Annotated in this window: 21 protein-coding genes and 1 tRNA gene; 15 read left to right on the top strand and 7 right to left on the bottom strand. The window is 63.9% G+C overall.

Features of this window, described 5'->3' with window-relative positions:
• The first annotated feature begins 3 nt into the window (after nucleotides 1-3).
• From tolB to nadA, 6 genes are all read left to right on the top strand, one after another.
• Entirely contained in the window at nucleotides 4-1,311 is a 1,308-nt protein-coding gene (gene tolB / locus IEX85_RS08945; protein WP_188860245.1) for a Tol-Pal system beta propeller repeat protein TolB, read from the top strand.
• Between the two features lie 68 nt (nucleotides 1,312-1,379).
• Nucleotides 1,380-1,907, top strand: coding sequence for a peptidoglycan-associated lipoprotein Pal (gene pal / locus IEX85_RS08940; protein ID WP_188860244.1), 528 nt, complete (start codon nucleotides 1,380-1,382; stop codon nucleotides 1,905-1,907).
• 13 nt (nucleotides 1,908-1,920) lie between these two features.
• Nucleotides 1,921-2,736, top strand: coding sequence for a tol-pal system protein YbgF (gene ybgF, locus IEX85_RS08935; RefSeq protein ID WP_188860243.1), 816 nt, complete (start codon nucleotides 1,921-1,923; stop codon nucleotides 2,734-2,736).
• A 44-nt stretch (nucleotides 2,737-2,780) separates the two neighbouring features.
• On the top strand, nucleotides 2,781-3,473 hold the full coding sequence (gene queC, locus IEX85_RS08930; protein ID WP_188860242.1) for a 7-cyano-7-deazaguanine synthase QueC: 693 nt from the start codon (nucleotides 2,781-2,783) through the stop codon (nucleotides 3,471-3,473).
• A gap of 205 nt (nucleotides 3,474-3,678) precedes the next feature.
• A tRNA-Lys gene (locus tag IEX85_RS08925) sits at nucleotides 3,679-3,754 on the top strand.
• Between the two features lie 245 nt (nucleotides 3,755-3,999).
• Nucleotides 4,000-5,052 (top strand): quinolinate synthase NadA, encoded by a 1,053-nt coding sequence (nadA, locus tag IEX85_RS08920; protein WP_188860241.1) that lies wholly within the window; start codon nucleotides 4,000-4,002, stop codon nucleotides 5,050-5,052.
• Nucleotides 5,053-5,298: 246 nt separating this feature from the next.
• Here the strand turns inward: nadA and IEX85_RS08915 are convergent, their stop codons facing one another.
• Nucleotides 5,299-6,744 carry a M48 family metalloprotease gene (locus IEX85_RS08915; RefSeq protein WP_188860240.1) on the bottom strand — a complete coding sequence of 482 codons (1,446 nt, stop codon included), beginning with the start codon at nucleotides 6,742-6,744 and terminating at the stop codon, nucleotides 5,299-5,301.
• Between the two features lie 276 nt (nucleotides 6,745-7,020).
• Here IEX85_RS08915 and IEX85_RS08910 point away from each other — a divergent pair, with 276 nt between their 5' ends.
• Nucleotides 7,021-7,257, top strand: a complete 237-nt coding sequence (locus IEX85_RS08910; RefSeq protein ID WP_188860239.1) for a sulfurtransferase TusA family protein — start codon at nucleotides 7,021-7,023, stop codon at nucleotides 7,255-7,257.
• A 38-nt stretch (nucleotides 7,258-7,295) separates the two neighbouring features.
• Nucleotides 7,296-8,369 carry an AI-2E family transporter gene (locus IEX85_RS08905; protein ID WP_188860238.1) on the top strand — a complete coding sequence of 358 codons (1,074 nt, stop codon included), beginning with the start codon at nucleotides 7,296-7,298 and terminating at the stop codon, nucleotides 8,367-8,369.
• 327 nt (nucleotides 8,370-8,696) lie between these two features.
• On the opposite strand, the gene IEX85_RS08900 is transcribed toward IEX85_RS08905, so the two are convergent.
• Nucleotides 8,697-9,164, bottom strand: coding sequence for a peroxiredoxin (locus tag IEX85_RS08900; RefSeq protein WP_188860237.1), 468 nt, complete (start codon nucleotides 9,162-9,164; stop codon nucleotides 8,697-8,699).
• Nucleotides 9,165-9,413: 249 nt separating this feature from the next.
• Here IEX85_RS08900 and dapA point away from each other — a divergent pair, with 249 nt between their 5' ends.
• From dapA to IEX85_RS08880, 4 genes are all read left to right on the top strand, one after another.
• A complete protein-coding gene (dapA, locus tag IEX85_RS08895) occupies nucleotides 9,414-10,295 on the top strand; it encodes a 4-hydroxy-tetrahydrodipicolinate synthase (protein WP_188860236.1) in 882 nt (293 codons plus the stop codon).
• A gap of 7 nt (nucleotides 10,296-10,302) precedes the next feature.
• Nucleotides 10,303-11,688 carry an NlpB/DapX family lipoprotein gene (bamC, locus tag IEX85_RS08890; RefSeq protein WP_188860235.1) on the top strand — a complete coding sequence of 462 codons (1,386 nt, stop codon included), beginning with the start codon at nucleotides 10,303-10,305 and terminating at the stop codon, nucleotides 11,686-11,688.
• Between the two features lie 113 nt (nucleotides 11,689-11,801).
• Nucleotides 11,802-12,512: a phosphoribosylaminoimidazolesuccinocarboxamide synthase gene (gene purC, locus IEX85_RS08885; RefSeq protein ID WP_188860234.1), complete on the top strand. Its 711-nt coding sequence runs from the start codon at nucleotides 11,802-11,804 to the stop codon at nucleotides 12,510-12,512.
• 63 nt (nucleotides 12,513-12,575) lie between these two features.
• On the top strand, nucleotides 12,576-13,526 hold the full coding sequence (locus tag IEX85_RS08880; RefSeq protein ID WP_229721852.1) for a 2-hydroxyacid dehydrogenase: 951 nt from the start codon (nucleotides 12,576-12,578) through the stop codon (nucleotides 13,524-13,526).
• Nucleotides 13,527-14,531: 1,005 nt separating this feature from the next.
• Here IEX85_RS08880 and IEX85_RS08875 read toward each other — a convergent pair.
• From IEX85_RS08875 to IEX85_RS08865, 3 genes are all read right to left on the bottom strand, one after another.
• Complete coding sequence (locus IEX85_RS08875) at nucleotides 14,532-15,155, bottom strand: pseudouridine synthase (protein WP_188860232.1); 624 nt, start codon at nucleotides 15,153-15,155, stop codon at nucleotides 14,532-14,534.
• A complete protein-coding gene (rlmD, locus tag IEX85_RS08870; protein WP_188860231.1) occupies nucleotides 15,152-16,513 on the bottom strand; it encodes a 23S rRNA (uracil(1939)-C(5))-methyltransferase RlmD in 1,362 nt (453 codons plus the stop codon). Before rlmD ends, IEX85_RS08875 begins: the two co-directional genes overlap by 4 nt.
• 126 nt (nucleotides 16,514-16,639) lie before the next feature.
• Entirely contained in the window at nucleotides 16,640-17,419 is a 780-nt protein-coding gene (locus tag IEX85_RS08865; RefSeq protein WP_188860230.1) for an adenosylcobinamide-GDP ribazoletransferase, read from the bottom strand.
• 105 nt (nucleotides 17,420-17,524) lie between these two features.
• On the opposite strand from IEX85_RS08865, the gene IEX85_RS08860 reads away from it, so the two are divergent.
• Together IEX85_RS08860 and mepK are read left to right on the top strand one after the other, a co-directional pair.
• Nucleotides 17,525-18,517 (top strand): glycosyl transferase family protein, encoded by a 993-nt coding sequence (locus IEX85_RS08860; RefSeq protein WP_188860229.1) that lies wholly within the window; start codon nucleotides 17,525-17,527, stop codon nucleotides 18,515-18,517.
• A gap of 98 nt (nucleotides 18,518-18,615) precedes the next feature.
• Nucleotides 18,616-19,176 (top strand): peptidoglycan L,D-endopeptidase MepK, encoded by a 561-nt coding sequence (gene mepK, locus IEX85_RS08855; protein WP_188860228.1) that lies wholly within the window; start codon nucleotides 18,616-18,618, stop codon nucleotides 19,174-19,176.
• Nucleotides 19,177-19,549: 373 nt separating this feature from the next.
• Here the strand turns inward: mepK and IEX85_RS08850 are convergent, their stop codons facing one another.
• Both IEX85_RS08850 and IEX85_RS08845 read right to left on the bottom strand, forming a co-directional pair.
• The gene (locus IEX85_RS08850; protein ID WP_188860227.1) at nucleotides 19,550-20,719 is read right to left on the bottom strand and encodes a cation:proton antiporter domain-containing protein; all 1,170 of its coding nucleotides are present in this window, start codon (nucleotides 20,717-20,719) and stop codon (nucleotides 19,550-19,552) included.
• 58 nt (nucleotides 20,720-20,777) lie between these two features.
• A complete protein-coding gene (locus IEX85_RS08845) occupies nucleotides 20,778-22,106 on the bottom strand; it encodes an MATE family efflux transporter (RefSeq protein WP_188860226.1) in 1,329 nt (442 codons plus the stop codon).
• 200 nt (nucleotides 22,107-22,306) lie between these two features.
• Here IEX85_RS08845 and nfuA point away from each other — a divergent pair, with 200 nt between their 5' ends.
• Nucleotides 22,307-22,900 (top strand): Fe-S biogenesis protein NfuA, encoded by a 594-nt coding sequence (gene nfuA / locus IEX85_RS08840; protein ID WP_188860225.1) that lies wholly within the window; start codon nucleotides 22,307-22,309, stop codon nucleotides 22,898-22,900.
• Nucleotides 22,901-23,052 lie beyond the last annotated feature (152 nt).

The following is a 23,052-nucleotide window of genomic DNA, read 5'->3' as shown; positions in this document are numbered from 1 at the left end:
ACGATGAAGGATAAATTGCTGGCCTGCTGTCTGGTGCTGATGGCGATGCTGTCGTTCGGCGCGCGCGCCGAGCTGGTGGTGGAAGTGACCCAGGGCGTGGACGCACCGACCCCGGTCGCGGTGGTGCCCTTCGGTGCCGGCGGCGCCACGGGACTGCCCGAGGATATTGCCGCCATCGTGTCGACGGATCTTGCGCGCAGCGGCTTTTTCGCCACCATGAAGCGAGCCGACATGCTCAGCTTCCCGACGCGTCAGGACCAGGTGTTTTTCCGCGACTGGCGGGTGTCCGGGCAGAACTATCTGTTGATCGGTCGCATCGCCTCCAGCGGTGGCGGGCAGCTCGAGGTGGCCTACGAGCTCTACGACGTACTCAAGGAGCAGCGGGTATTCGGCGAGCAGGTCTCGGGCAGTACCGGCAATATGCGTGATATCGCGCACTATATCGCCGATCAGGTGTTCGAAAAGCTGACCGGCCTCAAGGGCGCGTTTTCGACCCGCATCGCCTATGTCACGGCCGAATCGGGCGGCAACGGTCAGCATCGCTACACCCTGCAGCTGGCGGACTCGGACGGCGCCCGGGCGCGCACCATCCTCGAGTCGCGCGAGCCTATCCTGTCACCGGCCTGGTCCCGTGACGGCAGCAAGCTGGCCTATGTCTCTTTCGAGAGCTCGCGGCCCGGTATCTACGTCCAGCACCTGGCGACCGGCAAGCGGGAAAAGGTGCAGTCCTTTCCGGGGCTCAACGGCGCGCCGGCCTGGGCGCCGGATGGCCAGCGTCTGGCATTGACGCTGTCCAAGGACGGCAACCCGGAAGTCTATGTGCTGGATCTCGGGCAGCGCCAGCTGACCCGGCTGACCCACCACTATGGCATCGACACCGAGCCGACCTGGGCCCCTGACGGGCGCTCGATCCTGTTCACCTCGGACCGTGGCGGGCAGCCGCAGATCTATCGCGTGTATCTGGCGGACCGGCGCATCGAGCGGGTCACCTTCGAGGGTAACTACAACAGCAGCGGCAAGCTGACCCAGGACGGACGCTTCCTGGCCATGGTACACCGCAGCGCAGGTGCCGGCGCCGCTTTCAATATTGCGGTGCAGGACCTCAAAACCGGGCGTCTGGATGTTCTGACCCAGACCCGCCTGGACGAGTCGCCGACTATCGCGCCCAATGGCAGCGTAGTGCTCTACGCCACCCAGGAGGGTAATCGCGGAGTCCTGGCGGCGGTCTCGCTCGACGGCCGGGTGCGTTTTCGCATGCCGGCGGCGTCGGGCGACGTCAGGGAGCCGGCCTGGTCCCCTTACTTGCAATAGAATCGGGCGAACACTAACTTATCCAAAGGTTTGCGACCACAGTGGTCGCTTTGAAGGAGCAATACCAAATGCGTGCGTTGAAAGTTACCAAGGTTGCGGCACTGGCGCTGACGTTTGCCTGGATGGCGGGCTGTAGCTCGACCAGCACCCAGACGGATTCCAGCGACCTGTCCGGTGGCATGGGCGGTACCGACGGTGCAATGACGTCCGGCATGGGCGACAGCGGCAGCCTGAGTGGCTCTTCGCTGCCGGGCGCCGTCGCCAACCTGCAGACCGTTTTCTACTTCGACTTCGACCAGTCCACCGTGCGCTCCGATTCCATCGCCGATCTGGAAGCTCATGCCCGCTACCTGGCCAGCAATCCCCAGGCCCAGGTCCGTCTTGAAGGACATGCCGACGAGCGCGGTACCCGCGAGTACAACATGGCTCTGGGCGAGCGCCGCGGCAATGCCGTCTCCCGCTTCCTGATGGTCAACGGTGTCTCCAGCGGTCAGGTCGAGGTGGTGAGCTACGGCGAGGAGAAGCCGGCGATCATGGGTCACGACAACAGCTCCTGGTCCGAGAATCGCCGCGTCGAGCTGAAATACGTCAACTGATAACTGATGACCGATGCCTAAGCTCAGAAAGCTGATGCTCGGGGGACTGCTGGCAGCCTTGCCGGCAGTCGCTCCGGCGGACGAAGTACCGATTATCGAAATCGCGCCGGGACCGGGCCAGAACCCGTCTTCCGCGACTTACGGCGCCGCGGCCGGATCCCAGGAGGCGCAGCTGCTGCTGATGGTGCAACAGCTGCAGGACGAGGTGCGGATGCTGCGCGGTCAGGTGGAATCGCAGCGCTATGAGCTCGACCGCATGAAAAACGCGCAGGATGAGCGTTACCGCGATCTCGACCGTCGCATGAGTCTGCTGATCACCGGCGGTGGTGTGGCGTCTGCGGCTCCGGGTGGCGACACCGAGTTGGGTGCCCCGGGCCTGCCGGACAGCACTCAGGCCGCCTTGCCGGCGCCGTCAGTGCCGTCGGCCCCCAATACCGGTGTGACGACGGATAATGCGTCAGCGGAAGGGGCCGACGCTGCCTACCAGGCGGCATTCGGTCTGGTGCGCGAGCGCCAGTTCGATCAGGCCGCGGCCGCGTTCGAGCGCTTCGTGCTGGATTACCCGGCCAGTTCACGGGTGCCCAACGCCCATTACTGGCTCGGCGAAATCTACCTGGCCCAGCAGAAACTCGAAGCCTCGCAGAAGGCCTTCCTGCAGGTGGTCGAGCATTACGCCGGCAACCCCAAGGTGCCCGATGCGCTTTACAAGCTCGGGGTGTTGCAGGATCAGCTCGGCAACGGTGAGCAGTCGGCGCATTACATGGAGCAGGTGATTCGGGAGTATCCCAATACTTCGGCCGCCCGGCTGGCTCAAAACTACAAGCGCTGAGGCTCTGTGCCTTGGCCAACAGGATCTAATCGGAACAGCTTTGCATGACTGAAACCACCAGGAAGGCCGTTGTCCTGCTTTCGGGCGGCCTTGATTCGGCCACGGTGCTGGCAATGGCCATCGATCAGGGATACGAGTGCCACGTACTCAGCTTCGACTACGGTCAGCGCTCCCTTACCGAACTCAACGCGGCCCGGGCCGTCGCCGATGCATTGGGTGCCCGCGACCACCGAGTGGTGCGTCTGAGCCTGGAGGATATCGGCGGCTCGGCGCTGACCGATGCCTCGATCGATGTGCCGGAGGGCGAGGTCGAGGGCATTCCGGTGACCTATGTACCGGCGCGCAATACCGTGTTCCTGTCGATCGCGCTGGGTCTTGCTGAGGTGATCGAGGCGTCGGCCATTTTTATCGGCGTCAATGCGGTGGACTATTCAGGGTATCCGGACTGCCGGCCCGAATTTATCGCGGCATTCGAGACCATGGCCAACCTCGCCACCCGTGCCGGCGTCAGCGGTCAGCCCATTCGCATCGAAACGCCGCTGATGAACCTAAGCAAGGCGGAAATCATCAGGGAAGGTCGCCGCCTTGGTTTGGATTACGCGCTGACGGTGTCCTGCTACCAGGCGGATGACGAGGGGCGGGCCTGCGGGGTCTGCGACAGCTGCCGCCTGCGCGCCAGGGGCTTCGAGGATGCTGGTGTGGCGGATCCGACCCGCTATCGACCGGGCCGCCCGTAGGCGCTTCGTTGCCAGGGTCGGCTACCGCGTAGGCGCTGCGTAGCCAAACTTACGGGCACTTCCTCGCGGCGAAACTTTGAGGTTCGGGAGAGCATTCGCGGCAGGGACATGCACGTTCGCAGCGCCGATCCTTCGGGTAAATATCGAATTTTTTTCGTCAAGGGCTTGCAATGATCCTGAAAGTCCTTAAAATGCGCAGCCCATCGGGTCGTTAGCTCAGTTGGTAGAGCAGTTGGCTTTTAACCAATTGGTCATAGGTTCGAGTCCTATACGACCCACCAAATTCAGAAAAAGGGAGCCCTCTCGGCTCCCTTTTTCGCATCTGCAGTACGACGCCTCGGCGAGCGCTGTGTCCGGCCATTGAAAATCGCGCTTGACGGCACAATATCAGACACCGAGGGACCCTTCGCAGGTTCCCGCGCTCAAGGTACTTTGAGCGCCCGGCCAGCAGAACTGTGCTATCATCGGGCGCCCCCGAAGCCATTCGGGCAAGTTGCCCACATTCTGACAGACAGACATGACAACTATGTTGAGCAAACAGGACATTTCCGATCGCATTCTGGTGCAGGAGCACTTCGCCAAGGAACACCTGCCCGGTGACCTCAGCCGCGAGGATATCGAGCGCTACAAGGCGCGCATCAAGACGCTGCTGAAGGAAAAGAACGCCTGCCTGGTGGCGCATTACTACACCGATCCGCTGATTCAGGAGCTGGCGGAGGAAACCGGTGGCTGCGTCGCCGACTCCCTGGAAATGGCCCGTTTTGGCAGCGAGCGTCCGGAAACCACGCTGGTGGTGGCGGGCGTGCGCTTCATGGGCGAGACCGCCAAGATTCTCAGTCCCGAGAAACGCATCCTCATGCCGACGCTGGAGGCGACCTGTTCGCTCGATATCGGCTGCCCGATTGACGACTTTTCGGCGTTCTGCGACGCCCATCCGGATTACGAGGTGGTGGTCTACGCCAATACGTCGGCGGCGGTCAAAGCCCGTGCCGACTGGGTGGTGACGTCGAGCATCGCGCTGCAGGTGGTGGAGCACCTGGCGGACGAGGGCAAGAAGATCATCTGGGCGCCCGACAAGCATCTGGGCGCCTACGTCCAGAAGCAGACCGGCATCGATATGCTGATGTGGGACGGCGCCTGCATCGTCCACGAAGAGTTCAAGGCCAAGGGGATTCAGGATCTCAAGCGTGTCTATCCCGACGCCGCGGTGCTGGTGCACCCGGAGTCTCCGGATTCGGTGGTGGAGATCGCCGATGCGGTGGGATCGACCTCGCAGCTGATCAAGGCGGCCCGGGATCTGCCGAACCGCGAGCTGATCGTGGCCACCGACCGCGGCATCTTCTACAAGATGCAGCAGGCGGCGCCGGATAAGATGTTCATCGAAGCGCCCACCGGTGGCAGCGGCGCCACCTGCCGCAGCTGCGCCCATTGTCCCTGGATGGCCATGAACGGCCTCGACAACATCGTTCAGGCGCTGGAAGAGGGGCGAGACGAGGTATTCGTCGACGAGGCGCTGCGCGTGCGCGCACGCAAGCCGCTGCAGCGTATGCTGGACTTCTCCGCAGAGCTGAATCGCTGAATCCGGCTAGCCGGTTCCGTCCAAGGCGCCCGCTACGCCGTCGTGGTGCGGTTCGCGGGCTCACCAGCACCCTACAAGACACGAAGTGTCGATTCGACCTGTTAGGAGCCCGCTCCGCGGGCGATCCTGTGGGAGCGGCGTACCCAAACTTACGGGCACTTACCCGCCGCAAATGGGGTGGTACGATCCTGGCCTGGTTCGCCGCGAGGCGCGGCTCCTACGGGCGTTACAATCACCTTTCTCTACTCAAAAATCCATTTCCAGATTCTTGCGCAGCTGCCTGGCGTCCTCGCGATAGGCTTCGACGCGCAGGCGATCCGATTCGCTGAGACTGTTTTCCCGCAGCGCGAAGTCGATCTGCTGCATGGCCCGGTCCGGCTGGGCGGTGCGCAGGAAGTATTCGATGCGGGTCTCGTGCACTTTCAGGATGCGGTGCTCCAGTCCGTAGCACTCGGCCAGATTGAACAGTATGCCGGTATCGTGCGGGTAGTCCTGACGCAGCTTCTCGTAGAGATCGATCGCGCGGCCGTTCTGGCCGGCACTCTGAGCCAGTTTTGCATAGGTTCTGCGCACCGCATAGGTGCCCGGGTAGAGCCGTTCCAAAGTGCCCGCCAGCGCCAGGGCTTCGTCGCTGCGGCCGGCCTGCTGCAGAATTTCGGCGCGGCTGAGGCGGATGTAAATATTGTCACGCCAGTCCCGATCGAGCGCGTCGAGGTTCTTCAGCGCCCGGTCATACTGCCCGGCGGCGGCGGCGGCAAGCGCCAGGCCGTAACGGGCGGTGGGGTCCTGATGGTTTTTGATGGCGCTTTCGAAGGCAATGATCAGGTCTTCCGGGTGGTCGCTGTAGCGCACCTGCAGGCGGGTGCGGGCGATACCAAAGGCGCGACTGCTGTGTTGGCGGCTGCCTTTGGGCAGTTGCGCGGCGCGGTTGAGGGAATCGGCGATGCGGGACTGGGTGACCGGGTGGGTGAGCAAAAACTCCGGTGGCCGGTCGCCGTAGAAGCGCTTGGAGCGCTGCAGACGCTCGAACATCCGCGGCATCGCTCCCGGGTCGAAATCGGTGGCGGCCAGGGTGCTCATGCCGATGCGGTCCGCCTCCTGCTCGTTCTGGCGACTGAACGAAAGCCGCGCCATTTCACTGGCGCCAATGGTCGAGGTGATGGCTGCGGCACCGGCCTGGCCGTCGGTCGTTGCGGCCACCAGGAAGCTGCCCAGCAGGGCGGCGAGCATGAAGGGGCGGTTGCGGCGCTCTTCGGCCAGCTGCATGGCGAAATGGCGCTGGCTGAGGTGGGCGATCTCGTGCGCCAGCACCGAGGCCAGCTCGTCTTCCGCCTCCGCGGCCAGCAGCAGGCCGCCATGCACGCCGATGACGCCGCCGGGCACCGCAAAGGCGTTGAGTGTCGGGTTGTCGAGCGTGATCAGTTCGAGGTCTGCGCGGCTCAGCTGGCTGTTGGCGGCCAGGGACCAGAGCAGGTCCTGCAGATAGTCGTAGACCACCGGATCTTCCAGCAATTTGGCCTGGCCGCGAAGCACCCGCGCCCAGGTGTCGCCCAGACGCGCTTCCTGCTGCAGCGAAATGATCCCCGAAGTACTGTCGCCAAGGCTCGGCAGATTCTGGGTCGCTGCGGCGGCGCTCGGGAGCGCCAGTGCCAGGCTCAGCAGCAGGGGGCGCAATGGAAGGATGGCGGACATGGAGTTCCCTGTTGTCGAATTGGGTTTCGCGGCTCGGGTCGTCTGGACCGGTCGCCAGGCGGTGAAAGCCATGACATTTCGCAGAATTCATCGCGCATTTCAAGAGAGGCGCGAAAAACCCCGCCTGGGACCGGCTCGCAATGCTGCCGGCCGCGGCCGGTGACGGCAAACACCGGCCCGCCATTTGCGTTGGCGCCGGAATTGCGTAATGTGGTGTTTCGACACCAAAGACCTGTATATTCCTGCTACCAGTTTTGACCCCGTCCGGAGAGTGCGATGTCCCAGATTGAGTACGATCAACTGCTAGATGCCAGCGGGCTGAGTTGCCCCTTGCCCCTGCTCAAAGCCAAGCAGGCCCTGAGCCGGATGACGCGAGGCGAGCGCTTGCAGGTGATCGCGACCGATGCGGGGTCGGTACGGGACTTCAAGGCCTATACCGACCAGTCTGACCATGAGTTGCTGCAATCGTTCAGCGAAGACGGACGCTACATCTATGTTATTCGGCGCGGCTGAACCCGGCCCGCCCCGAGTTCGATTTCAGGGACAGGTACATGCGCAAGATTTTCGGTAAGTGGATCGATCAGTATTTTTCCGACGAAGAGGCCATTCTGCTGGCGCTGCTGCTGGCGCTGGGGCTTGCCGTCATTCTGATGCTGGGACAGCCGCTGGGGCCGGTGTTCGCCGGCATCATCCTGGCTTTCCTGATGCAGGGGCCGGTCGACTGGCTCGAGAGCAGGGGGGTGCCGCACCTGCTGGCGGTGTCGCTGGTCTTCGTCGCCTTCATCGGCCTGTTTCTCGGGATGCTGCTGTTCGTGATGCCCAAGGCCTGGACCCAGCTGGTCAATCTGTTCAACGAACTGCCGCGCATGGTGAGCCAGGTGCAGGCGCTGCTGTTGCTGCTGCCGCAGAAATACCCCGACGTCTTTTCCGAATCCCAGGTGCGTGAACTGATCCAGCTGGCCACCGCCGAGCTGAGCCGGGCGGGGCAGTGGGTGCTGACCTTCTCGCTGAACTCCATCGGCAACCTGATGGCGCTGCTGGTGTATCTGGTGCTGGTGCCGATCCTGGTGTTCCTGTTTCTCAAGGACGGACGCGTACTGGCACGCTGGTGGGCCTCTTTTCTGCCGGAACGGCGCGAGATGATGACCCGGGTCTGGCACGAGATGGATGTGCAGATCGCCAACTATATTCGCGGCAAGGCGCTGGAAATCGTGATTGTCGGCAGTGTCACGTTCGTGGCCTTCGCGCTGCTGGGCATCAACTACGCGGCGCTGCTGGGAATCATGGTTGGCCTGTCGGTGCTGATTCCCTATATCGGCGCGGCGCTGGTTACGCTGCCGGTGGCGCTGATCGCCTTCTTCCAGTGGGGCTGGGGCGGGGAGTTCATGTGGCTGATGATCGCCTATGGCATCATCCAGGCGCTGGACGGCAACGTGCTGGTGCCGCTGCTGTTTTCGGAAGCGGTGAATCTGCACCCGGTGTCGATCATCGTGGCGGTGCTGGTGTTCGGCAGTCTGTGGGGGTTCTGGGGCCTGTTCTTCGCGATACCGCTGGCGACCCTGGTCAAGGCTATCGCCAATGCCTGGCCCAGGCACGAGCAGGCGGCGTTGCCCGACAAGGCCTGAGCCTGAGCGGGGGGGCTGGGTGCCGATGCGTCTGTGAACCGCGCGTTTTAGACCGCGGTGCGGTGCACTGGTATTTGCACCTGCAAGACCAGTCTTCCCGCCGTCCATGGCGGTCGCGTCGCTTACCGGCACCCTGGGAGCCTGTCGGGCTTAGCCGGTCGTCGCGAGGGGAAGACCGTTCTGAGTCAGTTTTTGAGCTCTTTTGCGACGAATAGTGGTTCTATTTAACAACGAAGAGCTCAAAAAATGGCCAGAATCGGCTTTTCCGCAGTAGATCAGTGTTAAGTCCGGCAGGCTCCTACGCCCGGCAGGGGCTCGAACGGGCGATCAGAGAGCCTTGACCGCCTCCAGCACTTCTTCGGCGTGACCGGCCACCTTGACCTTGCGCCATTCGCGGCGCAGCACGCCTTCCTTGTCGATCAGGAAGGTGCTGCGCTCTACCCCCAAGTGTTCCTTGCCGTACATCTTCTTCAGCTTGATGACATCGAACAGCTTGCACAGGGTTTCGTCCGGGTCGCTGATCAGCTCGAACGGGAACGACTGCTTGGTCTTGAAGTTGGTGTGGGCGCGCAGTCCGTCGCGGGAAACGCCGAAGATTTCGGTATCCAGCGCCTGGAACTGTTCATAAAGGTCGCGGAAGTTCTGTCCCTCGGTGGTGCAGCCGGGGGTACTGTCCTTGGGATAGAAATAGATCACCAGGTTGCGCCCGCGCAGGGCTGCGGAGTCGACGGTGGTGTCGCTGGTGGCCTGGGCGGTGAAGTCGGGAACGGGCTGGTCGAGGCTTACTTGGCTCATCGGGGATCCTTTCTGTGGCAAAAACGGGTACGCTTCCGTCGCGCAATTCGTATAGAATACTGGGCCTTTCTACGAGATCAAAGCCCGCCTGGAGCAGCAGCGGCGCGATGATATCTCGGCGTCGGCCTGACCGGCGAAATCGAACAGAGTCCCGGGCCTTAAAGACAACGGCAGGCCGGGGAAGGCGAAGTTGTGCGACCCTGAACCGAATCGGTACCATGGTCGCAAAATTGTCAGATGGAGATAGTAATGATTACTGGCAGTATTGTTGCGCTCGTTACCCCGATGCACGCCGATGGCAATGTCGACTGGGACTCCCTCGACAAGCTGGTCGACTGGCATCTCGAGAGCGGCACCAGCTCGATCGTGGCGGTCGGCACCTCCGGGGAGTCTGCGACCCTCGACTACGATGAGCACTGCCTGGTGATCAAACGCATCATCGATCGCGTCCAGGGCCGCATGCCGATCATCGCCGGTACCGGCGCCAACTCGACCCGCGAGGCGGTCATGCTCACCCGCAAGGCGGCAGACCTTGGCGCCGACGCCTGTCTGCTGGTGACGCCTTACTACAACAAGCCGACCCAGGAAGGCCTCTACCAGCATTTCCGTGCAGTGGCCGAGTCGGTCGACGTACCGCAGATTCTGTACAACGTGCCGGGCCGGACCGCCTGCGATATGCAGAACGAAACCACGCTGCGCCTGGCCGAGCTCGACAACATCATCGGCATCAAGGATGCCACCGGCGATGTCGAGCGCGGGCGCGAGCTGGCGGAGCGGGCGCCGGAAGGTTTCGCCATCTACTCCGGCGATGACGCCACCGCCATCGAGCTGATTCTGGCCGGCGGCCACGGCAACATTTCCGTTACCGCCAATGTCGCGCCGGTCGAAATGGCCGAGCTGTGCCGCCTTGGCCTGGCCGGAGACGCCGAGGGCGCACGCGCCCTGCAGCAGAAGCTGATGCCGCTGCATACCAAGCTGTTCGTCGAGGCGAACCCGATCCCGGTCAAGTGGGCGCTGTTCGAGATGGGACGCATCGGTCCGGGTATACGCCTGCCGTTGACGCTGCTGTCGGAAAAGGCTCAGCCGGTGGTGCGTCAGGCGCTGCTGGATACCGGTGTGCTGCAGGGCTGATTCGATCATGAACCGCAAACTTCTGATTACAGCGGCGCTGGCCGCCTGCGCCGGACTCTCCGGCTGCGGCATGCTGCCGGAGAACTCCCTCTACGGAGGCGAGGACGGGCTGGTGCGCGATCGCAGCCAGGACTACGAAAAGGCGCAGTCGCGCGCGCGGCTGGAGATTCCGCCGCACCTGCGAACCCGTCAGATGGCCGAGCAGCTGGTGGTGCCGGAGATCGGCACGACGGCAACCGAGCGTGCCGACGATTTCGTCGCGCCGCGTCCCGAATTCTTCTACGCCGACACCGGCTCCGACAGCGTGAACCTGTCCCGGCTCGGGGACGAAAAGGTGATCGTGGTCGACGAGCCGATCGACAGCGTCTGGGGCAAGCTGCAGGGGTTCTGGCATTTCAACGGCGTCGAGATGGCCAAAAGCGACCCGCGCCAGGGCGTGATGGAGACCGACTGGATCCGCGTCGACGGCAAGGACTACAACTTCGCCGATCTGTGGATCAAGAAACTGACCTTCCAGGACATCGACGGCCCGACCCGTAACAAGCTGCGCATCAGCGTACGACCGGACCCGGAAGACTATCAGCGCACCTCGATTCGCGTGGACCATGCCGCCTATCCCTGGGATCAGGATGTCGCCAACGTCGACTGGAGCAACGACTCGCAGGATGTTGGCTACAAGAGCGACATGATGTACGAGATGCTGCGCTACCTGAGCAAGGCGGCGCCGGAGAACTCCGAGCAGACCCTGTCGGCGATGCAGCAGCAGCGCAGGTCCCGACCTCTGCTGGGCAGGGATTCGCGCGGTAACCCGACGCTGAAGATCGACGCGCCGATCGATACCGCCTGGGACCAGGTCAGCGATGCTCTCGATCAGGGGGGAATCGACGTCGGTACCCGTGATCAGGCGCACGGCATCTTCTACATTACCTATACGACCACCACGCCGGCCGACGAGGTCGACGAGGTTGGCTTCTTCGAGTGGCTGCACGGTGATCGCGGGGACATCAAGCTCAACGCCGATCTGTTCGGCTTCGATGCCGGCAGCGACGCGCCGGTCGAGACGATCCGCTACAGCTCCACGGATGTCGAACCGCTCAACCCGGACGAACTCGATGCCAGCGATCTGGCCGACCCCAACAACCCGGCCAACCGCGAGGGTTACAAGATCTGGTTCGCCGGCAAGGTGATCTATGTCTTCGGCTCCGACGAAAACTCGGCGCAGCTGAACCAGGACACCGGCAACTACGAGTACGTTGGCCGCTACCAGCTGCGCATGAACCGGACCCGCGGTGGCAGCTATCTCACGGTAATGACCGAAGAGGGGCTGAATGCGCCGGCGCTGGTCGCCGAGGAGATACTCTGGAGCGTCAAGGACCAGTTGCCCTCGGGCTGACGCCTCGTGCGCGCAGCCAATACAACAGCTTCGGCCCGGCCCTGTCCGGGCCGCCGTTATTTACCACCTGCCAGGGCTTAAGTCCTGGCAACCGCTTCTGACTGGAGATTTCGATGGAAAAGCGCGCAGAGCTCTATTCCGGCAAAGCCAAATCCGTTTACGAGACCGACGATCGGGACCTGCTGATTCTCGAGTTTCGCAACGACACCTCTGCGTTCGACGGCGAGAAGGTCGACCAGCTGGAACGCAAGGGCATGGTCAACAACAAGTTCAATGCCTTCATCATGACCAAGCTGAAGGAAGCGGGTGTTCCGACCCACTTCGAGCGCCTGCTGTCCGACCAGGAAAGCCTGGTCAAGCGCATGGAAATGCTGCCGGTCGAGTGCGTGGTGCGCAACATCGCCGCCGGGTCACTGGTCCGTCGCCTGGGCGTGACCGAAGGCCAGGAGCTGAATCCGCCGACCTTCGAGCTGTTCCTGAAGAACGATGCGCTGCACGACCCCATGGTCAACGAGTCGCTGGTCGAAACCTTCGGCTGGGCCACGAAGGAGCAGCTCGAGCGTGCCCGCGAGCTGACCTTCAAGGTCAATGAGGTGCTCAAGAAGCTGTTCGACGACGCCGGTATCCTGCTGGTCGACTACAAGCTGGAGTTCGGCCTGTTCAAGGGCGAAGTGGTGCTGGGCGACGAGTTTTCGCCGGATGGCTGCCGTCTCTGGGACAAGGCAACCCGCGACAAGCTGGACAAGGACCGTTTCCGCCAGGGGCTCGGTGGTGTGGTCGAGGCCTACGAAGAGGTCGGCCGCCGTCTGGGCATCGAGTTCTGAGCTGACCACGCGTGAACGACGAAGGGGCCCTGGGCCCCTTCGTCGCGTCTGGAGGGAATGACGATGAAAAAGGCGGTATTTCTTGATCTCGAAAGTCTCGACGACCTGGAGCTGGGTGGGCTGACCAAGCTGTTCGAGGATTTCGAGACCTATATGTCGACAGAGCCAGGGCAGGTCGAGGAGCGCATTGCCGGAGCCGAAGTCGTTTTGGTCAACAAGGTCCGGCTCGACGCCGGAGTGCTGGCCCGGGCCTCGGGGCTGAAGCTGATCGCGGTGGTGGCGACCGGTACCAACAATGTCGATCTCGACGCGGCCCGTCGTGCCGGCATCGCGGTGTGCAACTGCAGGGCCTACGGCAACGATGCCGTGATACAGCATGTCTTTTCGCTGATGCTGGCGCTTCACACCCGGCTGATCGACTATAACCGGGCGGTGCGGGCCGGCCGCTGGCAGCAGGCGACCCAGTTCTGTTTCCTTGATTTTCCGATTCGCGAGATGGCGGGCAAGACGCTGGGGATCCTGGGTTACGGCAACTTGGGACAGGGCGTGGCGCGGATCGCCGAGGCGTTCGGCATGCGGGTGCTGGTGGCGCAGCGGCCCGGTGCAGACCCCCAGCCCGGACGGGTGCCGCTCGACGAACTGCTGCCGCAGCTGGACGTGCTGACGCTGCACTGCCCGCTGAGCGAGCAGACGCACAACATCATCGATGCCGATGCGCTGGCGCGCATGAAGCCCGGGGCCTTCCTGATCAATGCGGCGCGTGGCGGTATTGTCGATGAAACCGCACTGGCCGAGGCGCTGCGCGCCGGCCGGCTTGCCGGCGCCGCGACCGACGTGCTCAGCGTCGAGCCGCCGAAGGACGGCAATCCGCTGCTGGCGGACGACATTCCCAATCTGATCGTGACCCCGCACTGCGCCTGGGGCAGCCTGGAAGCGCGCCAGCGCATCATCGACCAGACCGCTGAGAACATCGACGCCTTCCTGTGCGGTGAGTCACTGCGAAGGGTGGTTTGACGAACGATGGGCAGGATGGATGGGATTGCCAGCGCACGCCAGCCGGCTGTGTCCTCAGGACCTGTGGGCGCGGCTCCCACGGCGGGAGCCAGGTGCCGCGATTCGCAGGAGCGGCGCCTCGCCGCGGATCCACTGCAGTGGATAAAAGCTTCGCCGCGGGCGCGGTTGCCACGGTGGGAGCCAGGTGCCGCGATTCGCAGGAGCGGCGCCCCGCCGCGGATCCACTGCAGTGGATAAAAGCTTCGCCGCGGGGCGCGGCTCCCGCGGTGGGAGCCAGGTGCCGCGATTCGCAGGAGTGGCGCCCCGCCGCGGATCGACTGCAGTGGATAAAAGCTTCGCCGCGGGGCGCGGCTCCCACGGCGGGAGCCAGGTGCCGCGATTCGCAGGAGCGGCGCCCCGCCGCGGATCAACTGCAGTAGATAAAAGCTTCGCCGCGGGGCGCGGTTGCCACGGCGGGAGCCAGGTGCCGCGATTCGCAGGAGCGGCGCCCCGCCGCGAATCAGCTGCAGTGGATAAAAGCTTCGCCGCAGGGCGCGGCTCCCACGGTGGGAGCCAGGTGCCGCGATTCGCAGGAGCGGCGCCCCGCCGCGAATCCGCTGCGGTGGATAAAAGCTTCGCCGCGGGGCGCGGTTGCCACGGCGGGAGTCACGTGCCGCGATTCGCAGGAGCGGCGCCCCGCCGCGAATCCGCTGCAGTGGATAAAAGCTTCGCCGCGGGGCGCGGCTCCCACGGCGGGAGCCAGGTGCCGCGATTCGCAGGAGCGGCGCCCTGTCGCGAATCAGTTGCAGTAGATACAAGCTTCGCCGCGGGGCGCAGCTCCCACGGCGGGAGCCAGCTGCCGCGATTCGCAGGAGCGGTGCCCCGCCGCGAATCAGCTGCAGTGGATAAAAGCTTCGCCGCGGGGCGCGGCTCCCACGGCGGGAGCCAGGTGCCGCGATTCGCAGGAGCGGCGCCCCGCCGCGAATCCGCTGCAGTGGATAAAAGCTTCGCCGCGGCTGCGGGTATTCAGAACGGTGCCGGCGAGACGAAATCCATGGCCTCGCCGCTCACCGGATGCCGGAAACCCAGCTCTTGGGCATGCAGCATCAGCCGGGGGCTGAGAGCCCGGATCGCCGGCGGGGCATAGAAGGCATCGCCCAGGATTGGATGCCCCAGCGCCTGCATGTGAACACGCAGCTGATGCGATCGCCCGGTGATCGGGTAGAGCCGGATCCGGCTGGTGTCGCCGTCGCTGTCGAGCAGTTGCCAGTCGGTGCGTGCGGTCTTGCCATCGACGGGGTCGACGATCTGCAGCGGCCGGCGCTCCCAGTCGCAGCGCAGCGGCAGCTCGACGGTGCCGCTGTCCTGCGCGGGGCGGCCCGCGACGATCGCGGTATAGGCCTTGCGGGTTTGCCGGTCGTGAAACTGGCGGCTCAGCTCGCGGTGAACATCGGCGCTCAGCGCCAGCACCATCAGCCCCGAGGTGGCGCAGTCGAGCCGGTGGACGATGCGCGCGGTGGGGAACTCCTGCTGCACGCGGCGCCAGAGGCAGTCCTGCTTGTCCGGGCCGCGACCCGGGACCGACAGCAGACCGGCCGGCTTCACGGCCACGACCAGCTCATCGTCCCGGTATTCGATCGCGACGCTCATGGCGCCAGCTCGAACAGCGCCAGCGCCTCGACATGGGCGGTGTGAGGGAACATGTCCATGACGCAGAAGCGGCTCAGGCGGTAGCCGGCTGCCGCGAGTTCGGCGCCGTCACGCGCCAGTGCCGCCGGGTTGCAGGCAACGTAAAGCACCCGCCGGGCGCGGTACTGTGTCAGCTGTTGCACCGCTTCGCGCGCGCCGGTGCGGGGCGGATCCAGCAGGATCAGATCGAAGCCGCCACGGTACCAGCCCTGATGGCGGAAATCCTGGCTCAGATCCTGGCGATAGATGCGCACATTGCCAAGGCCGTTGCGACGGGCATTGGCGGTGGCGCGCTCGACCATCTCGGCGCTGCCTTCGATACCGACCACTTCGGCGCTGTGGCGCGCCAGCGGCAGCGTGAAGTTGCCGAGTCCGCAAAACAGGTCCAGCACCCGGTCCTGCGCGGTCGGCGCAAGCCAGTCGAGCGCCCGCGACACCATCTGGCGGTTGAGGTCGGCATTGACCTGCAGGAAATCGCCGGGTGCGAAGTCCAGTACGACATCATAGGCCGGCAGCGAATACTGCAGCGGGGCCGGCGTGCCCTTACCGGCATAGCGGATGCCGGCGTCGCTCTCGATATAGAGCTCAAGCTCCAGCGCCTCGGCGCAGGCCTGCAGCCGTGTGCGCGTGCTGTCGTCGAGTGCTTTCTTCACGCGCAGCGTCAGGGCCCCGGCCTGATCACCGTACTGCACCTGGGCGTGGGTGATCTGCTTGATGTCTCCACACTCGGCAAGCGCCTGGCGCAGCTGTACGAAAAGCGTCTGCGCCCGCGGGTCGAGCACCTCGCACTGTTCGATCGCCAGCAGCTTGTTGCTGGCGCGACGGCGAAAACCCACCAGCGGTTCCGCGTTGCGCTGCAGCTGGTTGATGCCGATACGGGCGCTGCGGCGGTAATGCCAGGGCAGCGAAACCAGCGGTGCTTCGACGTGTTCGGGTGCCAGCTTGCCCAACCGGCTCAGCTGGTCGAGCGCCTGTTCTTGCTTGAAGGCGATCTGACGCTGCGGCCGCAGATGCTGGAGGTCGCAGCCGCCGCACTGTCGGTAGTGGCTGCAGCCGGGCTCGGTGCGGTCGGGACTGGCCTCGAGCACTTCCAGCATCTCGGCCTCGCAGTAACGGCTGCGGTCGGCCAGCAGCCGTGCCCGAACCCGCTCGCCCGGCAGGGCTCCGGCGACGAAAACCGTCTTGCCGGCGGCTCGCGCGACCCCCCGTCCTTCGTGGCTCAGACGTTCGATCTGCAGCTCCTCGAGGTCGGGGGTGGCGTTCTGGCGGCGGGAAGAGGCCCGGGCGGGGCCTCCGAAACGTATCGGTCTGCGGCTCATGGACATACTCGCTGTTGAATGGCGGGCATTCTACCAGAGCGCGCGGCGTTTGCAGATCCGCAGCGCCAGGGCCCGCCGGGGCAGGACGGGAATAACCCCGATGCCGGGCCGGCGGCCGGTGCCGGGTCAGTGGATGAGCGCCGGCAGTCCACCCAGCGGCAGGCACAGCACGATATACACCAGCACTTCACTGAGCTGCTGGGTGGCGCCGAGGCAGTCGCCAGTGTAACCGCCGATCTTGCGACGGAACAGCCAGACCAGGCCGGCGCGCAGTGCCAGCTGCGTCAGCAGCAGAACTATCCAGGCGGCGGGCGGCAGCAGTAGCAGGCAGACCAGCACAGGCAGTGCCGCGATCAGCAGCTCGCTGTCGCTGATGCGCCGGGCCAGAGGGCGCGACTTGCTGAGCAGGTCCTCGCGCACGTACGCCTCGGTGCGAATCAGGCTCAGGGCGACGAAGCGGCTCAGGCTGTGGCCGACCAGCAGGGCGACCAGGACGTTGGCGACGTACAGCAGCGAGGTCAGCTTCAGCGCCATGACCAGCAGCAGCCCCAGGGCGCCATAGCTGCCAAGGCGGGAGTCCTTCATGATGCGCAGCGTCTTGGCGGCGGTCGAGCCGCCGCCGAAACCGTCGCAGACATCTGCCAGACCGTCCTCGTGAAAGCCGCCGGTCAGCAGCACGCCGGCGGCGATGGACAGCAGGACCGCCACCGGCAGCGGCAGCAGCGACTGCAGCAGCCAGAAGAGCAGTGCGGTTGCGGCGCCGACCAGCAGCCCGACCAGCGGAAAGTACCGGCTCGACTGGTTCAGCCGTTCGTCGCTGAAGCGCACCCAGGCGGGCGGCGGGATCCGGGTGAAGAAGGTGAGGGCATTGAAGAAAAGGTGGAGTTCGCGTGTCAAAGCTTCCATCGGATCAGGTTCGGTATTGTCGTAAGTGGCTAGGGTCCGGCAGGTGCCGGGGCACAAGATCTGTATAATGGTCGGTCACTTTAGAGTAATGGAGGCAGCAGGTCCATGAGCAGGCCGGAACATCCCTTTGCACCCTTCGTTCGCATTCTGGGCAAGGGCAAGAAGGGCTCGCGATCACTGACGGCCGAGGAGGCCCGCACGGCAATGGGCATGATTCTCGACGGCGAGGTTCGTCCCGAGCAGCTGGGGGCTTTCCTGATGCTGCTTCGGGTCAAGGAGGAAGCGCCGGAGGAGCTGTCGGGCTTTGTGCTGGCGGCCCGTGAACGGATGCAGGTGCCGCAGCAGCTGCACGCCGACCTGGACTGGTCCAGCTATGCCGGCAAGAAACGGCGGCTGCCCTGGTTCCTGCTGGCGGCACTGGCGCTGGCGCAGTCCGGGGTGCGGATCTTTATGCACGGTGCCCGGGGTCATATGCCCGGCCGGATTTATACCGAGGACATGCTGCAGCAGTTCGGTCTGCGCGCCTGTGAAGACTGGCAGCAGGTGGAGTCGGATCTGGCGAGGGACAACTTCGCCTTCATGTCGATCGACCGTTTGTCGCCGGTACTGGGTGATATCATCCAGCTGCGCTCGATACTGGGGCTGCGCTCGCCGGTGCACACCCTGTGCCGCCTGCTCAATCCGCTGGGTGCGGAGTACGGAATCGACGGCGTTTTCCATCCGCCCTACGGGCCCATGCATCAGCAGACCGGCGTGCTGCTCGGGGTCCGTCACGGTCTTACGGTCAAGGGCGACGGCGGCGAGGCGGAACTCAAGCCCGACTCCGAAAGCGAACTGCAGTGGATCCTCGGCGGCGAGACCCACAGCGAGAGCTGGCCGCGGCTGCTGCCGCAACGTGTGGTGCGGGATGATGATCTGGACCCGCAGGACCTGTTGAAACTCTGGCGGGGAGACATCGAGCACGCCTACGGCGAGGGCGCGGTGGTCAATACGCTGGCGGCGCTGATGAAGCTGATGGGGCGCGCCGCGGCGCCGGCGGAGGCGGTCGTGCTGGCCCGCGAACTGTGGCAGGCACGGGACCGGAACCGGTACCGATGAATAATATTCGTCTAAAAAATATACAGCTGGTGCCGATATATGGATAATAGCTGTCAAAATTCAATCAGTTGTAACGTTATAGACAGGTAATATCGATCATGCCACAGCGGATCATTCAGAATCGTCGTACATTCCTAAAGACCCTGGCCGGCACAGCCATGGGCCTTGCGGGCACCAGTGCGATCGGTGCGCCCCTGGTCAAGAACCCGGCACTCGAGCGCAAGCTGACGTTGAACAACCTGCATACCGGTGAAAAGCTCACCGCCGTTTACTGGGCGGGGGGCGACTATCAGCTCGAGGCGCTCAAGGAGATCGACCACGTTCTGCGTGACCACCGCTCAGGCACTTCCATCGAAATGGATCGCCAGCTGTTCGATCTGCTGTACATGCTGCAGCGGGATATCGGTCTGCATAAGGAGTTCCAGATCATATCCGGCTACCGCTCCCCGGAAACCAATGCCAAGCTGCGCCAGCAGAGCAGCGGCGTTGCCAAGAAGAGCTATCATATGCTCGGCAAGGCGCTCGATATCCGTGTGCCGGGCGTGCCGTTGCGTGACCTGCAGCACAAGGCGCTGTCGCTGAAGTCCGGCGGTGTCGGTTACTACGCCAAAAGCAACTTCATCCACGTCGATGTCGGCCCGGTTCGCCGCTGGGGTTAAGCCTCGATCGGCTTGATCGCTCCAACCGCCAGGGATGGCGGATATATTCCCTGCCGCGTACCCTTCTTCGTTCCCTGCCTTCGCTTCTGCGCTTTACGGCCCTCTTCGCTCGCGGAGCGAGCTCCTACGCATACCACTCACCATCCAGTTACGTTGGGTGGAGGGGCGAAGCCCCGTAACCCAACAGGGGAGGTTTCGGGATAGACGAGTGTCAACCGATACCCATCGATTTGTAATGCAATCGATATGGCGGGTTGCACGATGCCCGATGTCCGTCATAAACGGGAAAGCCGCTGCATTGCATCGCTCCACCCACCCTCCGGTCCGGAGATTCGGGGGGCTTGGTGGCGCTTCTTTCACGTCACCTGCCCGTTCAATCCCGCCGCAGGCGGTCCGAGACCGCGATCGGCGACGGAAAGTTGAAGATCACCAGATAGGACGACAGCAGGAAGGTCAGGATGGTCGTCGCCTGGATCACGTGCGAGGCTTCCTGCCCGATCAGTGACATGCTGGTCGCGAGGTAGGCGATCAGCAGCGAGAACTCGCTGGTCTGGCCGAGCCTGAAGCCGATTTCCCAGGCCAGCTTGTTGCTCTCGCTGATCCGCTGCAGCAGAAAGCGAAATGCCACCGGCTTGATCACCAGCACCAGTGCCGTCAGCAGCAATGATGGCAGCAGAATCAACTCGATAAGCGACAGGTTGAAACTGGCGCCGATCGAGAAAAAGAACAGCACCAGAAAAAAGTCCCGCAGCGGCTTCAGGCTTGAAGCGATATAGAGCGATATCGGACTGGTCGCCAGGGTAACGCCGGCGACGAAGGCGCCCATCTCGGCCGACAGCCCTACCGCCAGCGCCAGCTCCGCCATGCCCAGACACCAGCCGATCGCCACCAGAAAAATGTACTCGTGAAAACGATCGAAGGTTTGCAGCAGCCGCAGCAGCACGTAGCGGACAAAGATCACGGCGCCCAGCGTCAGCAGCGGCAGCGCCGCCACCGCCTTGACGAAGTCCATGACGCCGGTATCGCCGCCGGGGCCGCTGTAGAGCAGCAGCAGCACCAGAATCGCAACGACGTCCTGCAGCAGCAGCAGACCGACCACCAGTTCGCCGGTATGGCGGTGGTGCAGAACCGTGGTCGGCAGCAGCTTGATGCCGATGATGGTGCTGGAAAACATCAGCGCGGCGCCGATGATCAGGGCTTCTGTCTGGGTGAACCCGAACAACCGTCCGACACCGTAGCCGGTGGCCATGAACAGCAAGGAGCTGACGATGGCGACCAGCGTCGCCTTTTTCAGCATGTGCAGCAGGTGGCTGGGCTGCATGTCCAGCCCCAGCAGGAACAGCAGAAAGATGATGCCGATGTGCGAGATATCGGCGAGCAGGCTGGTATCGGACACCAGCGCCCAGCCATAGGGGCCGAGCGCCGCACCCAGCACGATATAGGCGACCAGCAGGGGCTGGCGTGTGTAGAGCGCCACCGATGCGAGCACGGCGGCACCGGTGAAGATCAGAAAAAACGAGAAAACAACGCTGTGCTCCACCATAACACCGTCCGGACCCTGTACTGGTTTCAGTGTAACAAAGTCGGCGGGGACTGCTGCGCTATCCCAGTCGTATATCGGCCCACTGGCGCCGGCGCCAGATACCGATGAACACCAGAGACGACAGACTGCGGTGTATCAGCTGCACCAGCCAGATGCCGGTGAGGCCGAAACCGAGCGTCGGGCCGACGAGCCAGGCCAGTGGCAGGTAAAAGAACCACTGGCCGCCGACCGACACCAGCATGACCTGGCGGTTGGCGCCGGCGCCCAGCAGCGCCTGGGTCAGGACCAGCGTTGCGGCATCGAGGCAGATGGCAAGCCCCGTGATCTGCAGCGGCAGACGCGCCTGCGCCACCAGCTGCGGGTCCTGCAGGAAGAGCCCCAGAATCAGGTCGGGTATCAGCCAGATCGGCAGGCTCAGCAGGCAGATGATCGCCAGGGCCGCCTTGATCACGTCCCAGCCCCATTGCTGCGCCTCACCCGGACGGTTGCGGCCGAGCGCGTGGCTGACCAGCGAGGTCGACGCCATTCCCAGACCAACGCCCGGCAGTATCAGGAACAGCGCCAGATTGATCAGCACGTGGGCGATGGCCTGTTCCTGGGTGCCGATCTGGCCGATGATCCAGAACAGCACGAAGACCGCCAGCGAAAAGAAAAGCTGTTGCAGCGAGTGCGGTACCGCCAGGCGCAGCATGGTGCCGAGCGAGCTGATACCCCGGCGCCAGCGCAGGAAGCCGTGTTCGCGGGCGTCGCGCCATACCAGTACGGCATTGAGAGCGCAGCCGGCGAACAGCGCCAGGCTGGTGCCGAGGCCCGCGCCCGCCGCGCCCAGGGCCGGCAGACCGAAGTGGCCGAAGATCAGGCCGAAGCTCAGGATCACGTTCAGCAGGTGCATCATCAGCAGCAGGCGGACATGCATCAGCGGGCGCCGGGTACCGTTCCACCAGCCTCGCAGCGAGAAGTTGATCCCGACCGCCAGCATCCCGGCGATGCGGTAGTCGAAATAGCCATTGGCGATTGCCAGCACCTCGGGATCCCGGCTGAGCAGGCCGAGCAGAAACTCGGAATGGCTGCCGAACAGCCAGCTCAGCGGCAGGGCGATGACAAACGCCAGAATCAGGCCCCAGTTGACCGGACGGGCGGATTCTTCGTGCCGGCCTTCGCCGCAGCGCCGTGCGACCATCGACTGCACCGCCGAGGAGAGCCCGATCACGAAGCTGATGGCGATGAAGTTGGCGTAGCCTGCGATACCGACACCGGCCAGTGCCTTTTCCCCGAGACGGCCGACCATGGCCGCGTCGACCAGGTTCAGCAGGCTTTGCGAGAGCATGCCGCCAATGATCGGCAGTCCCAGGGTCAGTATGGTTCGGAAGCGTTCCTGTCGGTGCATCGAGGTGGGCAGAAGCAGGGGTGGCGAACGAAAGCGGCAAGTCTACCAGAAAAACCGGCAGCGGGGTGGCCGGGGAGTCTGCGGACCGATTCCGGATCGACTAAATTTAGCGGGTTTGCTAATAACCTATCAATTTACTCGGAATTGTAATGGGTGTATTCTTGCGGCTAAAGTTTGTGAAGTAGGAGTTCTGTATTTCCATGAATATGACGGTAACCGAAAGTGCAGAGAAGTACCTGGCCGACCTGCTGGCGAAACAGAACGTCGAGGGCATAGCGGTTCGTATGTTCGTGACCCAGCCGGGCACGCCATACGCCGAAACCTGCCTGGCCTACTGCCGGCCGGATGAAGTGATCGCCGATGACGAGGTGCTGGACAAGGAACTGGTGCGCTTTTACCTGGAGCGCAACAGCCTGCCGTACCTGGATGAGGCGATGGTGGATTTCGCCGAAGACCGTATGGGCGGTCAGCTGACTATCAAGGCACCCAACGCCAAGGTGCCCAAGGTGTCACCCGACAGCCCGATGGAGGAGCAGATCAACTACATCCTCTATTCCGACATCAACCCGGGACTGGCGTCCCACGGCGGCGAGGTCAAGCTGGTGGAGCTGGTGGAAGAGGAAAACGGCCATATCGCGATTCTGCGATTCGGCGGCGGCTGCCAGGGCTGCAGCGCGGTCGACATGACGCTCAAGGACGGTGTGGAGCGTACGCTGGTCGAGCGGGTCCAGGGACTCGCCGGTGTTCGCGACGTTACCGACCACAGCGTCACCGACCAGGCTTACTACAAGTAAGTCTACGGGCAATCAGCTACACGGGCGGGGCAGGCTACTGTCCCGCCCGCCGATGCCTGCGCGCGAGTAGCGTCCGATCTCTGCTGGCCAGAGGCCCATGGCGCCTTGCCAGGCCCCCGAATCCCTCATTGTTCTGCCACCGGGATGCTGAT

Origin of the sequence: Marinobacterium nitratireducens (assembly GCF_014645375.1) — a bacterium.
In the GTDB taxonomy this organism is placed as follows: domain Bacteria; phylum Pseudomonadota; class Gammaproteobacteria; order Pseudomonadales; family Balneatricaceae; genus Marinobacterium_A; species Marinobacterium_A nitratireducens.
Note: the sequence above shows the minus strand (reverse complement) of the source record. Positions and strands in the feature narration are given on the sequence as shown.

What these genes read in the sequence shown, in the direction of transcription:
- IEX85_RS08880 (WP_229721852.1), top strand. Translation starts at nt 12,576, where the DNA reads ATGAAAAAGGCGGTATTTCTTGATCTCGAAAGTCTCGACGACCTGGAG.
- IEX85_RS08865 (WP_188860230.1), bottom strand. Translation starts at nt 17,419, where the DNA reads ATGGAAGCTTTGACACGCGAACTCCACCTTTTCTTCAATGCCCTCACC.
- pal (WP_188860244.1), top strand. Translation starts at nt 1,380, where the DNA reads ATGCGTGCGTTGAAAGTTACCAAGGTTGCGGCACTGGCGCTGACGTTT.
- mepK (WP_188860228.1), top strand. Translation starts at nt 18,616, where the DNA reads ATGCCACAGCGGATCATTCAGAATCGTCGTACATTCCTAAAGACCCTG.
- IEX85_RS08875 (WP_188860232.1), bottom strand. Translation starts at nt 15,155, where the DNA reads ATGAGCGTCGCGATCGAATACCGGGACGATGAGCTGGTCGTGGCCGTG.
- tolB (WP_188860245.1), top strand. Translation starts at nt 4, where the DNA reads ATGAAGGATAAATTGCTGGCCTGCTGTCTGGTGCTGATGGCGATGCTG.
- purC (WP_188860234.1), top strand. Translation starts at nt 11,802, where the DNA reads ATGGAAAAGCGCGCAGAGCTCTATTCCGGCAAAGCCAAATCCGTTTAC.
- IEX85_RS08915 (WP_188860240.1), bottom strand. Translation starts at nt 6,744, where the DNA reads ATGTCCGCCATCCTTCCATTGCGCCCCCTGCTGCTGAGCCTGGCACTG.
- nfuA (WP_188860225.1), top strand. Translation starts at nt 22,307, where the DNA reads ATGAATATGACGGTAACCGAAAGTGCAGAGAAGTACCTGGCCGACCTG.
- IEX85_RS08900 (WP_188860237.1), bottom strand. Translation starts at nt 9,164, where the DNA reads ATGAGCCAAGTAAGCCTCGACCAGCCCGTTCCCGACTTCACCGCCCAG.
- nadA (WP_188860241.1), top strand. Translation starts at nt 4,000, where the DNA reads ATGTTGAGCAAACAGGACATTTCCGATCGCATTCTGGTGCAGGAGCAC.
- rlmD (WP_188860231.1), bottom strand. Translation starts at nt 16,513, where the DNA reads ATGAGCCGCAGACCGATACGTTTCGGAGGCCCCGCCCGGGCCTCTTCC.
- ybgF (WP_188860243.1), top strand. Translation starts at nt 1,921, where the DNA reads ATGCCTAAGCTCAGAAAGCTGATGCTCGGGGGACTGCTGGCAGCCTTG.
- IEX85_RS08910 (WP_188860239.1), top strand. Translation starts at nt 7,021, where the DNA reads ATGTCCCAGATTGAGTACGATCAACTGCTAGATGCCAGCGGGCTGAGT.
- IEX85_RS08860 (WP_188860229.1), top strand. Translation starts at nt 17,525, where the DNA reads ATGAGCAGGCCGGAACATCCCTTTGCACCCTTCGTTCGCATTCTGGGC.
- IEX85_RS08905 (WP_188860238.1), top strand. Translation starts at nt 7,296, where the DNA reads ATGCGCAAGATTTTCGGTAAGTGGATCGATCAGTATTTTTCCGACGAA.
- queC (WP_188860242.1), top strand. Translation starts at nt 2,781, where the DNA reads ATGACTGAAACCACCAGGAAGGCCGTTGTCCTGCTTTCGGGCGGCCTT.
- IEX85_RS08845 (WP_188860226.1), bottom strand. Translation starts at nt 22,106, where the DNA reads ATGCACCGACAGGAACGCTTCCGAACCATACTGACCCTGGGACTGCCG.
- dapA (WP_188860236.1), top strand. Translation starts at nt 9,414, where the DNA reads ATGATTACTGGCAGTATTGTTGCGCTCGTTACCCCGATGCACGCCGAT.
- IEX85_RS08850 (WP_188860227.1), bottom strand. Translation starts at nt 20,719, where the DNA reads ATGGTGGAGCACAGCGTTGTTTTCTCGTTTTTTCTGATCTTCACCGGT.
- bamC (WP_188860235.1), top strand. Translation starts at nt 10,303, where the DNA reads ATGAACCGCAAACTTCTGATTACAGCGGCGCTGGCCGCCTGCGCCGGA.